We start from the raw sequence: 12858 nt of genomic DNA on the forward strand, positions 1-12858 counted from the left end.
CCGATAATCGCCCGCCTATGAGCGGCAACACCTTCGGCACCCTGTTCGCGGTGACCAACTTCGGCGAATCCCACGGCCCCGCGATCGGCTGCGTCATCGACGGCTGCCCGCCCGGCATGGCCCTTTCGGAGGCGGACATCCAGCCCGACCTGGACCGCCGGCGCCCCGGCACCAGCCGGCACGTCACCCAGCGCAACGAGCCCGATGCGGTGCAGATCCTCTCCGGCGTGTACGAAGGCAGGACCACCGGCACGCCCATCGCGCTGCTGATCCAGAACACCGACCAGCGCAGCAAGGACTACGGCGAGATCGCCCGCCAGTTCCGCCCGGGCCATGCCGACTTCAGCTACTTCAAGAAATACGGCATCCGTGACCCGCGCGGGGGCGGCCGTTCGTCGGCCCGCCTCACGGCGCCGATGGTGGCGGCCGGCGCGGTGGCCAAGAAGTGGCTGCGCGAGCAGTACGGCACCGAGTTCCGCGGCTGCATGACGCAGATCGGCGAGCAGGTGATCGGCTTCGAGAGCTGGGACCACGTGCCCAACAACCCCTTCTTCGCGCCCGTGGCCGACGTGTCGGCCCTGGAGGCCTACATGGACGCGCTGCGCAAGGCGCAGGACTCCTGCGGCGCCCGCCTGCGCGTGGTGGCCACCGGCATGCCTGCCGGCCTGGGCCAGCCGCTGTTCGACAAGCTCGATGCCGACATCGCCTACGCCATGATGGGCATCAACGCCGTCAAGGGCGTGGAGATCGGCGCCGGCTTCGCCAGCGTGACGCAGCGCGGCAGCATGCACGGCGACGCCATGCGGCCCGACGGCTTCGACAGCAACAACGCGGGCGGCGTGCTGGGCGGCATCAGCACCGGGCAGGACCTGGAGGTGGCCATCGCCATCAAGCCGACCAGCTCGATCACCACGCCCCGCACTTCCGTGGACGTGGACGGCCGGCCGGTCGAGGTGGTGACCAAGGGCCGCCACGATCCGTGCGTGGGCATCCGCGCCACGCCCATCGCCGAGGCCATGCTGGCGCTGGTGGTGATGGAACACGCCTTGCGCCAGCGCGCCCAGTGCGGCGAGCCGGGCGCGGCCTTTCCTGTGGTGCGCGGCGACAAGGCCCGGGCCGACCGACCGGAGGGCCTGCAGGCCTCCTTCCTGTAGTGGCCGACCCGGCCACCACGCCCTCTGCCGCCGCCAGCCGGCGTCCGCTGCTCGCCTTCGCGGGGCTGTCGGCCAGCTATTTTGCCCACATCGGCTTCTTCAACCCCTACCTGCCCCTGTGGCTGCAGAGCCTGGGGTTGCCGATCTTCACCATCAGCCTGCTGACCTCGGTGCAGTCCTTCACCCGGGTGTTCGCGCCCTATGCCTGGGGCACGCTGTCGGACCGCACGGGCGAGCGGGTCAAGTTGCTGCGCATCAGCGCCGCCGTGGCGCTGGTGGGCTCGCTGGGCCTGTGGTGGAACGGCGGGCACTGGTGGATCGCGCTGGTGCTGCTGGTCATGTTCACCCACACCAGCTCGATGATGTCGCTCACCGAGGCGGCGCTGGCGCACCTGGTGGCGGGCGACTGGGGCCGCTATGGACGCATCCGGCTGTGCGGCTCGGCGGGCTTCCTGGTCACCGTCTTCCTGGCCGGGGCCTGGTTCGACCGCTTCGGCATGGGGCACTTCCCGGGTTGGGCGTTGGTCACGCTGGGGCTGGTGCTCTTCGCCACGCTCAGGCTGCCCGATCACCGCGAGCCCGTGGCTGTCCGCGGCGGAGTGCACGAGCCGGTCGGGCCGGTGCTTCAGCGGCCGGTGGTGCGCTGGTTCTTCGCCTCGCTGTTCTTCCATGTCACGGCGCACTTCGCCATCTACGGCTTCTTCTCGCTCTACCTCGATTCGATCGGCTATGACAAGGCGGCCATCGGCGCGCTCTGGGCGCTGTCGGTGGCTGCCGAAGTGGCTTGGTTTGGGCTGCAGGGCCGGGTGGTGCGGCGGCTGCGCATGCCGCAGTGGCTGTTGCTGTGCGGCGTGGCCGCGGTGCTGCGCATGGGGCTGACCGCCGGGCTGGGCCAATGGGTCTGGGCGCTGGTGCTGGGGCAGATGCTGCATGCCCTGAGCTTTGCGGCGCACCACACCACCTGCATCGCGATGGTGACGGAGCACTTCCCGGGGCGCCTTCGCGGACGCGGCCAGGCGCTGTTCACCGTCATCGGCTACGGCCTGGGCGGCGTGCTGGGCATGCTGGCCGGCGGGGCGGTGGCGCAGCAACTGGGCTACGTGGTCATGTTCTGGGCGGCGACGGCCCTGGCGGTCATCGGCAGCCTGTGCGCGTGGCGCGCGAAGGTCGAGGAGGGCCGGGCATGAGTGACGCTGCCCCGGATCGCCCGCGCCGCGGCATCGCCTTCGCCATGCTGCTGCCGCTGCTGCTGGCCGCGCAGCCGGTGGCCACCGACAGCTACCTGCCCGCGCTGCCCGAGATCGCGCGCGACCTGGGCTCGGCCAGCAGCAGCCTGACGGTCTTCATCCTGGCCTTCGGCGTGGCGCAATTGCTGTGCGGCCCGCTGGCCGACCGCTTCGGCCGGCGGCCGGTGCTGCTGGCGGGCCTGGGCGCCTATGCCGTCGCGGCCCTGGGCTGCGCGCTGGCGGGCAGCGTGCTGCTGCTGGCGGCCGGCCGGGCGGTGCAGGGCTTCGCCATGGCCGCCATCCTCGTGTGCTCGCGGGCGGCAGTGCGCGACCTGTACCCCGCCCATCAAGGGCCGCAGGTGATGGCCCGCGGGCTGACGGGCCTCGGCGTGGTGGCGCTGATGTCGCCGCTGCTGGGCGCCTGGGGCGTGCAGGCGCTTGGCTGGCGCTGGGTGCTGGTGGGCATGGCGGTCTATGCGCTGGTGCTGCTCGGGCTGTGCTGGCATTCCTTCGCCGAGACGCACCGGCCGATGCTGGCCGGCGCCCTGGACGCACCCGATGCCTCCGCGCCCCGCGGCAGCGCGCGGGAGGTCTGGCGCAACCGGCCTTTCCGCGCGTGGGCCTCGCTGGCGGCCTGCACCTATGGCGGGCTGTTCTGCTTCCTGCTGCTGTCGCCCATGGTCTACATCGGCTACCTTGGCATGTCGCCGGTCATGTACGGCTGGGTGCCGGCGGGCGGCTCCGTCGTCTACATCAGCAGCACGCTGCTGTGCCGGCGGCTGCTGGCCCGGGTCGGGCCGGTGCGCACGGTGCAGATCGGCTCGGTGCTCAGCCTGACGGGCGCGAGCATCCAGGCGCTGGGCTGCCTGCTGCTGCCGCATTCGCCCCTGCCGCTGCTGGCCGGGCATGCGGTGTATGTGATGGGCCACGGCATCCATCAGCCCTGCGGCCAGGCCGGCGCGGTGGGCGACCTGCCGCACCTGGCGGGACGGGCCGTGTCGTGGTCGGGCTTCCTGATGATGCTGGTGGCCTTCTGCGCGGGGCAGACGGCGGCGCTCTTCGTGGATGCGCGCTACTCGGCCGGCGCCTGGCCGATGGTGCTGCCGCTGCTGCTGGCGGGGCTGGCGTTGGTGGGCATCGCCTACGGCTGGCTGCCGCGGCTGCAGCGCGCCCGGCGCGGCTGACGTCTCGAGCAGCTGGCGTCTACGGGGTTCGCGGTCCAAAGGCCTCGGCGATGCAGGTGTCGCCGGCCGAACGCAGAATGCGCGCATGAACACCCTGCGTATCGATTTCGTCTCCGATGTGTCCTGCCCCTGGTGCGCCGTCGGCCTGGCCTCGCTCCAGACTGCCATGGAACGCGTGGCGCCCGACGTCCAGGTCGACCTGCACTTCCAGCCCTTCGAGCTCAACCCGGACATGGTGCCCGAGGGCGAGGACTCCATCGAACACCTGAAGCGCAAGTACGGCATCGACGAGTCGCAGGTGCGCGCCAACGGCGAGGTGCTGCGCCAGCGCGGCGAGGCGGTGGGCTTTCCCTTCAACCTCGACATGCGCAAGCGGGTGTGGAACACCTTCGATGCCCATCGCCTGCTGCACTGGGCCGAGCTGGAAGGCTCGGACAAGCAGCTGGCCTTGAAGAAGGCGCTGTTCAAGGCCTACTTCCTCGACGGCCTGAGCCCGGCCGATCATGAACTGCTGGTGCGGCTGGCGGCCGAGGCGGGCCTCGACGCCGAGCGTGCCCGGGCCATCCTGGCCAGCGACGAATTCACCGACGAGGTGCGTGCGACCGAACGCATGTTCACCCAGGCGGGCATCCATTCGGTGCCGGCCATCATCCTCAACCGGCAGCACCTGATCTCCGGCGGCCAGCCGCCCGAGGTGTTCGAGCGGGCGCTCAGGCAGATTGCGGGCGCGCAGCCTTCTTCCGTGATGGAGGCTTGACCCGCGCCTCCCACCGGGCCACGCCGACTGCCACCCCATAGAGGACGCCGAAGACCGCGCCCAGCATCAGCGCATCGCCCCACCAGGGCCGGACGTGGAAGTCGCCACCCCACACGACCAGCACCGCGAAGACCGCGACCAGGTGGGCGCAGAACACGGAAAGCGAGGCACTGCCCAGTGTCTCCAGCACGCGCGGTCGGGGAAGATGGCGGAGCCAGGTGGGTCCGAAGCGGAGCACCACGATGCCGATGGCCACCAGGTTCAGCAGGCGCAGCGGCGCGAGTCGCCACTTGTCGAACCACTCGTTGAGCGCATCGTGGCTGCCGAAGGGCGCCTGGCCGGTTGGGCCCAGGTGGCGCCACAGCATCACCACGATGACCGTGCCCACGGCCGCGCGCACGACGCCGGCCGGGAACTCCAGCCTCGGCGGCACCGCATCGTGCCGGCTGCAGCCCAGCCACAGGCCCGCGAACCACAGGAACTGCCAGGCCAGCGAATCGAAGGAGCCCGTCTCGTCGATGGGCACCGGAATGCCGAGCAGTGCCTGCGCCGCGCGGTACAGAAGGTTGGTGAAGCCGAACTGCGCCAGCAGCCAGAGCCCGGCGCTCACCATCAGCGGCCGCTTCCAGCCATGGCGCATGCCGTAGGCCATGACCCAGGGGCTGGCCAGCATGAACAGGATGTACATGGGCAGGATGTCGAGCAGGGCCGGCTCGTGCACCAGCGCCAGTGCCCAGACGAAGGCCTGGTGCGGATAGGCGATGAAGTAGCGCACCCGTTCGTGCACCGCCGGCTGATCGGCGCGCAGGCCCAGCCCCGCGATCACGAAGAAGAGGAACAGCAGCAGCGCCGCCTGGCACAGATAGACCGTCACCGCGCGCCGCCAGAAGGCCTGCCGCATGGCCGCCACGCCCTTCTGGTGGCCGATGCCGCCGTACACCAGACCGCACACGAAGGCCGACAGCAGCACGAAACCCTCGGCCGCCGAGACGAAGCCGAAGGGCTGGCCCAGCGGGTCGGTGAGCCGCGACGGCAGGTGCGTGACGGTCATCAGCACGAGCATCAGCCCGCGCAGCGCGTCGATTTCCCAGAGGCGGCGCATGGTGGATCCGGTTGAAAGGCGGCGAGCATCGCAAGGCCGTGGTCGGGCCGCGGTGCGCCAGGGCCCCCGGCCGGTGTAGGACATGGGGCGCGCGCCACCGCTCGCCGAGACGGGACTGCCTGTGTGTGAGGAGTGCCGGCCAGTCAGGTTCGCCTGTTCCCAGATCTTTACATTTGTTGCGGTGGCCGCGCGTCAACGCCAGCGGCATCGCGCGGGTTGATCCGGCATCGTGCAGGCCACCTCGTCAGGAGATCCCATGCAGCGCTTTCCCCGTCTTCGTGCCTGTGGCGCGGCGCTGTGTGCCGCCGTACTGCTGTGGGGCTGCGCGTCGCCCGGCCGCTCCCTGTCGGTGCCTTCGGCGCCTGTCGCCCAGCTCGCCTGGATCGATCGCCTGAGCTGGGGCGTCAGCAGCGATACCGTGGCCCAGGTCGACCGCCTGGGCTTGGCCCGCTGGGTCGATGACCAGCTGCGTCCGGATGTCGCGGGCGCGCCGCTGCCGCCCGCGGCCCAGCAGAAGATCGACGCCATGAGCATCAGCGTCGAGCCGGGCGGTGCCCTGGCGCTGAGGTTGGAGGCGCAGAGACGTGCTGCGGTCGCGATCACTGACGATGACGCGCGAAAAGCTGCCGGCCAGGCTTGGTTGCAAGCGCTCGGCCAAGCTGGCCGTGAAGCCCAGCAGCGTTTCCTGTTGCGCGCCCTCTATAGCCCTGACCAGTTGCGCGAGGTGATGAGTTGGTTTTGGGCAAACCATTTCTACGTAAGCGTGCGCAAGGCCCCGGCGCTGCTCGCCGACTACGAGGACAGCGCCATCCGGCCGCATGCGCTGGGCCGGTTCCGCGACCTGCTCGGTGCGGTCGAGCTGCACCCGGCCATGCTGGTGTACCTGGACAACCCGCAGAACGCCGCCGGTCGCATCAACGAGAACCTGGCGCGCGAGATGATGGAGCTGCACACGCTCGGCGTGGATGGCGGCTACACCCAGGGCGATGTGCAGGAGATGGCGCGCGTGCTCACCGGCCTGGGCACCAACCTGCAGCCGCTGGATGCGCCGCCGCCCCGCCTGCCGCCGGCGCTGGCCGGGCAGTGGGTGCGCCGCGGCGTCTTCGAGTTCAACCCCGCCCGCCACGACCGCAACCCCAAGACGCTGCTGGGCGCGCCCCTGCATGCCAGCGGCCTGGCGGAGGTCGACGAGGCCCTGGACCGGCTGGCCCGCGCGCCGGCCACGGCCCGGCACATCTCGCGCAAGCTGGCCACCTACTTCGTCGCGGACGATCCGCCGCCCGCCCTGGTCGAGCGCATGACCCGCACCTTCGAGCGCACCGATGGCGACATCGCCGCCGTCGTGCGCACCATGCTGGGCTCGCCCGAATTCACGGCCTCGCTGGGCCGCAAGTTCCGCGATCCGCTGCAGTACGCCATCGGCAGCGTGCGGCTGGCCTACGGTGATCGGGTGGCCAGCGACATCGGGCCGCTGATGGGTTGGGTCAACCGCCTGGGCGAGGCGCCCCACGCGCACGACACGCCCGACGGCTATCCCCTGCGGCAGCAGGAGTGGGCCAGCGCCGGCCAGATGAATGCGCGCTTCGACGTCGCGCGCTCGCTGGGCAGCAACGGCGCGGTGCTGTTCCGCGCCGAGCCGCGCGCGCCGCTGGAGAAGCCTCCCTATCCCGCGATGGCCCAGGCCGAGGCCGTGCGCCGCATCGAACCCACGCTGGGCGCCGCGACCCGGCAGGCGCTGGCGAAGGCGGCGTCCGTGCAGGACTGGAACACCTACCTGCTCGCGTCACCGGAACGGATGTACCGATGAACCGACCCGTACCGCATGCCGTGCCGCGTTTGGCAGCGGCCGGGACGCCCTGCGGGGCGGGATCGTCGCGGCGTATGCCCGCCTGAACAAGGAGTCCTTCGATGCCCATTCCCTCCCCCTCATCGCCGTCCCGCCGCCGCCTGCTGCAGGCGGGGGCCGCGCTGTCCCTGGCGGCACCCGTCGGCCGCCTGCTCGCCGCACCCGCCGCCGAAGGCACGCGCCTGCTGGTGGTGTTCCTGCGCGGGGCCTACGACTGCTGCAACTTCCTCGTGCCCACGGGCAGCGACTTCTACTACCAGAGTCGGCCGTCCATCGCCGTGCCCCGCCCGGGGCAGGCGGGCGGCGCTCTGGCGCTCGACGCCGACTGGGGCCTGCATCCGACGCTGGCGGGCAGCGTGCTGCCGCTGTTCCAGCGCGGGCAGGCCGCCTTCATCCCCTTTGCCGGCACCGACGATCTGACGCGCAGCCATTTCGAGACGCAGGACGGCATCGAGCTGGGCCAGGCGCTGACGGGGCGGCGCGACTACGGCTCGGGCTTCCTCAACCGGCTGGCGCAGGTGCTGGGCGGCGGTCCTCTGCAGGAGGTCACGCCCATCGCGTTCACCGACCAGTTGCCGCTCTCGCTGCGTGGCACGGTGCGTGTGGGCAACATCGGCATGGGCAACCCGGGCGGGCAGGGCCTGGGTGCACGGCAGGTCGAGGACATCGCCGGCATGTATGCGAAAAGCCCGCTGCAGAGTGCGGTCTCCGAGGGCTTCGCGCTGCAGGCCGAGTTGCGCCGCAGCATCCAGGCCGAGATGGACCAGGCCAGCCGCAATGCCATCAGCGCCAAGGGTTTCGAGCTGGTCGCGCGCCGCATGGCGCGTCTGATGCGCGAGCGCTTCGACCTGGGCTTCGTGGATGTGGGCGGCTGGGACACGCACGTCAACCAGGGCGGCAGCACGGGCTACCTGGCCAACCGGCTGGAGGAACTGGGCCGCGGCGTGAGCGGCTTTGCCGAGGAGCTTGGCGAGGACGCCTGGCGCGAGACGGTGGTGGTGGTCATCAGCGAATTCGGCCGGACCTTCCGCGAGAACGGCAACAAGGGCACGGACCATGGCCACGGCACGGTCTATTGGGTGCTGGGCGGCGGGCTGGCGGCTTCGGCGGGCGGGCACATCGTCGGCACGCAGCAGGCGCTGACGGCGCAGACGCTGTTCCAGAACCGCGACTGGCCGGTGCTCAACGAGTACCGTTCGGTGCTCGGCGGACTGTTCCAGCGCATGTACGGGCTGTCGCCCCAGCAGGTGGCGCGGGTCTTTCCGGGCGTGGCGGCGCGCGACTTGAAGCTGGTCTGAGGCACCTTGCGCACAATCGGCGGTTCCGCATCCCCAGGACACCGACGCATGCGCCTCGACCTCGCCGCCCTGCTGGGCACCGCGCTTCCCATCATCCAGGCCCCCATGGCGGGCGTGCAGGGCAGTGCCCTGGCCATCGCGGTGTCGCAGGCCGGTGGACTCGGCTCGCTGCCCTGCGCCATGCTGGCGCCTGAGGCCATCGAGCGCGAGGTGGCCGCCATCCGCGCTGCCACCGACCGGCCCTTCAACCTCAACTTCTTCTGCCACGTGCCGCCCGAGCCGGACGCCGCCCACGAGGCGCGCTGGCGCGAGCGGCTGGCCCCTTACTACGCGGAGTTCGGCATCGACCCGGCCGGCATCGGCGCGGGTGCCGGCCGCCAGCCCTTCAGCGCCGCGCTGTGCGACCTGGTGGAGCCGCTGCGTCCGCCGGTGATGAGCTTCCATTTCGGCCTGCCGGCACCGCAGTTGCTGGCTCGCGTCAAAGGCTGGGGCGCCCGCGTGCTGGCCAGCGCCACGACGGTGGAGGAAGGGCTGTGGCTGCAGGCCCAGGGGGCCGATGCCGTCATCGCGCAGGGGCTGGAGGCCGGTGGCCATCGCGGTCACTTCATGTCGGACGACCTGAGCCGGCAGAGCGGCCTGTTCGCGCTGCTGCCACAGCTGGTGGCCGCACTGGAGGTGCCGGTGATCGCTGCCGGCGGCATCGCCGATGCGGCCGGCGTGGCGGCGGCCATGGCGCTGGGTGCCGCGGGTGTGCAGGTGGGCACGGCCTACCTGCTGAGCCCCGAAGCCACGACCAGCGCCCTGCACCGTGCGGCCCTGCAGTCCGAGGCTGCGCGGCACACGGCGCTCACGCGGCTGTTCACCGGCCGGCCGGCCCGCGGCATCGTCAATCGTGTCATGCGCGAACTTGGGCCGATGAGTCCGGATGCGCCTGCCTTCCCGCTTGCCACGGCGGCCATCGCACCCCTGCGCGCAAAGGCCGAGGCGGCAGGCCGTGGCGACTTCACGCCCCTGTGGTCCGGGCAGAACGCCGCGGGCTGCCGTCCGGTGCCGGCCGGCGAGCTCACGCGCACCCTCGCCGAAGGCCTGGGCGTCCGCTGATCGCGGGGAACCTCGTGCTCCGGAGCGATTCGCACCGCCAGCGCGCCATCAGCGACCTGCCCTGTCACAACGGCTTACCGCGCGGTGTGAGATAGGGGCAGGGCGCCGCCCACAATGAGGCTGTCGCCGAAGTCCAGGAGAGACCCGCATGTCCGAGCCCGATTTCCGTCCCCGCGCCGACCGTCCGGTCGGCCTGATCATCGCCCTCCTGATCGCGCTGGCCGCCGCCGGCTGGTTCGGCTGGCAATGGTGGCAGCAGCGGCAGATGCCACCGCCGCCAACGGCGCCCGTCGCCAGCACCCCCGCGCCGCCCGATGCGCCGCCCCCGCTGGCCGCCACTCCGCCTTCACCGGCGACGCCGCAGAACGAGGTGGCGGCCATCGCCGAACCTGAGAAGAACCTGCCGGCACTGGGCGAATCCGATGCCCGAATGCGGGCGGCACTGGTCGAGTTGCTGGGCAGCAAGGCGGTGGGTCAGTTTCTGCAACTGGACGATTTCGTCCGCCGTGGCGTCGCCACCATCGACAACCTGCCGCGCGAGCATGCGCCGGTGCAGCGCTGGCCCGTGCGGCCCACAGAGGGGCGCTTTCAGCTCCAGGGGCAGGGTGAGGTGCGCACCATCGCCCCCGACAACGCTGCGCGCTACACGCCCTTCGTGCTCCTGGCCGAAAACCTGGATGCCGCAAAAGTGGCGGGCGTGTATGCCCGGCTCTATCCGCTCTTCCAGCAGGCGTATGAGGAGCTGGGCTTTCCCGGCCGCTACTTCAACGACCGGCTGGTTGCGGTGATCGACCATCTGCTGGCCGCGCCCGAGCCGGCCGGGCCCTTGCAGATCCGCGTGGTGGAGGTCAAGGGCGACACGCCCGGCGACCGGCCCTGGGTGCGCTACGAATACGCCGACGAGCGCCTGCAGTCGCTGTCGGCGGGCCAGAAGCTCATGGTGCGGGTGGGGCTGGTCAACGAGCGGCGGCTGAAGGCCAAGCTGCGCGAACTGCGGACGCAGGTGGCGACGGCGGTGCCGGCTTCGGCCGGCGCGAAGAAGCCCTGAGGATGCAGCGCCGCGGCCCTGCGCTGCCTTCCGAGCCATGAGGGCATGGGCATCCTGACCTGTCCCGCAGCGCTGACCTGGCGCCCCAAAGAAGAAGGCCGCCAAGGGCGGCCTTCGATGGAGGGCGATGCAGGCTCAGGTGCCGCTCACCACAGCTTCCACCACGGATCGTCCTTGGTCTTGAAGCCCTGGGCCAGATAGCGGCTCTGCGGGTAGTTGGTGGTGAGCACGCGCTTGGTGTCGTCGCGCAGGTCGTTCATGCCCAGGGCGTCGTACGACAGCACCATGATGTAGAGCGCTTCTTCGAGCGCCGGCACCTCGCGGTAGTCGGCCAGGGCGATCTGGGCGCGGTTGATCGCGGCCAGGTAGGCGCCGCGCTTGTAGTAATAGCGGGCCACGTGAACCTCGTACTGTGCGAGCGAGTTCACGATGTAGTTCATGCGCTGGCGCGCATCGTTGGCATAGCGCGAATCGGGGAAGCGCGTCACGAGTTCGCGGAAGGACTCGAAGGATTCCTTGGCGGCCTTCTGGTCGCGCTCGGACAGATCCTGCCGCGTCAGCCAGGCGAACATGCCCAGGTCGTCGTTGAAATTGATCGTGCCCTTGAGGTAGAGGGCGTAGTCGATGGCGGGGCTGGCCGGATGCAGCTTCATGAACCGGTCCAGCGTGGCGAGGGCCTGGGCCTTGTCGCCGGCGCGGTACTGGGCATAGGCCTTGTCGATCTGGGCCTGCTGGGCCAGCGGCGTGCCTGCGGCCCGGCCTTCCAGCTTCTCGAACAGCGGCACTGCCTTGTCGTAGGCGCCGCCATCGGCTTCGTCCTTCGCCTCGGAGTAGATCTTGTTCGGGCTCCAGTTGGCCGTCGGATCGGTCTTGGTGGAGGAGCAGCCCGCCAGCAGGAACCCGGCGGCGCAGAGGGCGAGCCACGAGGGGACCGCCGATAATCGGGTGCGAAACGTCACAGGCAAGCTTTCGTGAGTCAAACCCCCGGGATTATATCGACCCCCCCCTTGGCCCAGCCCGGGCCCGATGCCGAGGCCGACGAACCCTCGGATCACCTCGACGAGAGCGAGCGACGGGCCTTTTTCATTCCCAAGGCCCTGCATGGCCGGCGCCTGGACCGGGCCCTGGCGCAACTGATCCCGGAGTTCTCCCGCAGCTACCTGCAGCAGCTGGTGGAGGAGGGCGCGGTCCAGCTCCAGGGCCGGGCGATCCGCAAGTCGGCGACGGCGGTCCAGGCCGGCCAGACGGGCGAGATCGAGTTGCGCCCCACGCCGCAAAGCCAGGCCTTCCGGCCCGAGGCCATGCCGCTGCAGGTGGTGCACGAGGACGAGCACCTGGTCGTCATCGACAAGCCCGCGGGCCTGGTGGTCCACCCGGCGCCCGGGCACTGGAGCGGCACCCTGCTCAATGGCCTGCTGGCGCGCGACGCCAGGGCGGCCACCCTGCCGCGGGCCGGCATCGTGCACCGGCTGGACCGCGACACCAGCGGCCTGATGGTGGTGGCCCGCACACGCCAGACCATGGACGCGCTCGTACGCATGATCGCGGCGCGGGAGGTTTCCCGGCAGTACCTGGCCATGGGCCACCGCGCGTGGTCCGGTCCCGCCAGCCGTTCGGTGGAAGGCGCCATCGGCCGCGACCCCCGCAACCGCCTGCGCATGGCCGTGGTCGACCTGGCGCAGCATCCCGGCAAACCGGCCCGCACCCGCTTCGAGCTGCTCGACGGCCACGACCGCGGTTGCCTGGTGCGCTGCACGCTGGACACCGGCCGCACGCACCAGATCCGCGTGCACATGGCCTCCATCGGCCATCCGCTGGTGGGCGACGAGACCTACGGCGGCGCACCGGCGGCCGGCCTGCACCGTCAGGCGCTGCATGCCTTCCGGCTGGCCTTCGCGCACCCGATGACCGGCCAGGCGCTGGACCTGCGCTCGGCCCTGCCGTCCGACATTGCCGACGCCGCCCGGGCCTGGGGGCTCGACTACAATCGCGGCTGAGCGCCTCGCGGCGCGACCTCCGGCGGCCATCTTCTCGACTGGCCGTTCGCGCCTTCAGGACGGCGGCCCGTCCTGGCGCACAGCCGCAGACGTCGGCGCCTTCTTCTCTCTCGGCTCTTCTGTCCCGGCGCGCTCCGCGCGCTCC

11 protein-coding genes are annotated in these 12858 nt (G+C 71.0%); 9 read left to right on the plus strand and 2 right to left on the minus strand.

Annotated elements, in window-relative coordinates; genetic code table 11:
- Positions 1-17: 17 nt before the first annotated feature.
- The 4 genes from aroC to DFR41_RS20185 all read left to right on the plus strand — a co-directional run bounded on the left by aroC (position 18) and on the right by DFR41_RS20185 (position 4321).
- Complete coding sequence (gene aroC, locus DFR41_RS20170; RefSeq protein ID WP_017761629.1) at positions 18-1154, plus strand: chorismate synthase; 1137 nt, start codon at positions 18-20, stop codon at positions 1152-1154.
- Positions 1154-2341: an MFS transporter gene (locus tag DFR41_RS20175; protein WP_017761630.1), complete on the plus strand. Its 1188-nt coding sequence runs from the start codon at positions 1154-1156 to the stop codon at positions 2339-2341. The genes aroC and DFR41_RS20175 overlap by 1 nt, the downstream gene beginning before the upstream one ends.
- Positions 2338-3564, plus strand: coding sequence for an MFS transporter (locus DFR41_RS20180; protein WP_114804059.1), 1227 nt, complete (start codon positions 2338-2340; stop codon positions 3562-3564). Before DFR41_RS20175 ends, DFR41_RS20180 begins: the two co-directional genes overlap by 4 nt.
- 85 nt (positions 3565-3649) lie before the next feature.
- Entirely contained in the window at positions 3650-4321 is a 672-nt protein-coding gene (locus DFR41_RS20185) for a DsbA family oxidoreductase (protein ID WP_017757611.1), read from the plus strand.
- Here DFR41_RS20185 and opgC read toward each other — a convergent pair.
- Positions 4275-5423: an OpgC domain-containing protein gene (gene opgC, locus DFR41_RS20190; RefSeq protein WP_114804060.1), complete on the minus strand. Its 1149-nt coding sequence runs from the start codon at positions 5421-5423 to the stop codon at positions 4275-4277. The genes DFR41_RS20185 and opgC overlap by 47 nt on opposite strands.
- 256 nt (positions 5424-5679) lie before the next feature.
- On the opposite strand from opgC, the gene DFR41_RS20195 reads away from it, so the two are divergent.
- The 4 genes from DFR41_RS20195 (at position 5680) to DFR41_RS20210 (ending at position 10716) form a co-directional block, all read left to right on the plus strand.
- Complete coding sequence (locus DFR41_RS20195; RefSeq protein ID WP_114804061.1) at positions 5680-7230, plus strand: DUF1800 domain-containing protein; 1551 nt, start codon at positions 5680-5682, stop codon at positions 7228-7230.
- Between the two features lie 101 nt (positions 7231-7331).
- Entirely contained in the window at positions 7332-8567 is a 1236-nt protein-coding gene (locus tag DFR41_RS20200; protein ID WP_114804062.1) for a DUF1501 domain-containing protein, read from the plus strand.
- Between the two features lie 48 nt (positions 8568-8615).
- Entirely contained in the window at positions 8616-9668 is a 1053-nt protein-coding gene (locus DFR41_RS20205) for an NAD(P)H-dependent flavin oxidoreductase (RefSeq protein WP_114804063.1), read from the plus strand.
- 148 nt (positions 9669-9816) lie between these two features.
- Positions 9817-10716 (plus strand): DUF3014 domain-containing protein, encoded by a 900-nt coding sequence (locus DFR41_RS20210; protein WP_114804064.1) that lies wholly within the window; start codon positions 9817-9819, stop codon positions 10714-10716.
- Positions 10717-10862: 146 nt separating this feature from the next.
- Here DFR41_RS20210 and DFR41_RS20215 read toward each other — a convergent pair whose 3' ends face one another.
- Complete coding sequence (locus DFR41_RS20215) at positions 10863-11675, minus strand: outer membrane protein assembly factor BamD (RefSeq protein WP_017760851.1); 813 nt, start codon at positions 11673-11675, stop codon at positions 10863-10865.
- Between the two features lie 48 nt (positions 11676-11723).
- Between DFR41_RS20215 and DFR41_RS20220 the strand changes: the two genes are divergently transcribed.
- Entirely contained in the window at positions 11724-12713 is a 990-nt protein-coding gene (locus tag DFR41_RS20220) for an RluA family pseudouridine synthase (RefSeq protein ID WP_244917816.1), read from the plus strand.
- The last annotated feature ends 145 nt before the right edge of the window (positions 12714-12858 follow it).

Source organism: Pseudacidovorax intermedius, from assembly GCF_003350475.1.
GTDB lineage: Bacteria > Pseudomonadota > Gammaproteobacteria > Burkholderiales > Burkholderiaceae_C > Xenophilus > Xenophilus intermedius.

What these genes read in the sequence shown, in the direction of transcription:
- aroC (WP_017761629.1), top strand. Translation starts at nt 18, where the DNA reads ATGAGCGGCAACACCTTCGGCACCCTGTTCGCGGTGACCAACTTCGGC.
- DFR41_RS20180 (WP_114804059.1), top strand. Translation starts at nt 2,338, where the DNA reads ATGAGTGACGCTGCCCCGGATCGCCCGCGCCGCGGCATCGCCTTCGCC.
- DFR41_RS20185 (WP_017757611.1), top strand. Translation starts at nt 3,650, where the DNA reads ATGAACACCCTGCGTATCGATTTCGTCTCCGATGTGTCCTGCCCCTGG.
- opgC (WP_114804060.1), bottom strand. Translation starts at nt 5,423, where the DNA reads ATGCGCCGCCTCTGGGAAATCGACGCGCTGCGCGGGCTGATGCTCGTG.
- DFR41_RS20195 (WP_114804061.1), top strand. Translation starts at nt 5,680, where the DNA reads ATGCAGCGCTTTCCCCGTCTTCGTGCCTGTGGCGCGGCGCTGTGTGCC.
- DFR41_RS20200 (WP_114804062.1), top strand. Translation starts at nt 7,332, where the DNA reads ATGCCCATTCCCTCCCCCTCATCGCCGTCCCGCCGCCGCCTGCTGCAG.
- DFR41_RS20205 (WP_114804063.1), top strand. Translation starts at nt 8,616, where the DNA reads ATGCGCCTCGACCTCGCCGCCCTGCTGGGCACCGCGCTTCCCATCATC.
- DFR41_RS20210 (WP_114804064.1), top strand. Translation starts at nt 9,817, where the DNA reads ATGTCCGAGCCCGATTTCCGTCCCCGCGCCGACCGTCCGGTCGGCCTG.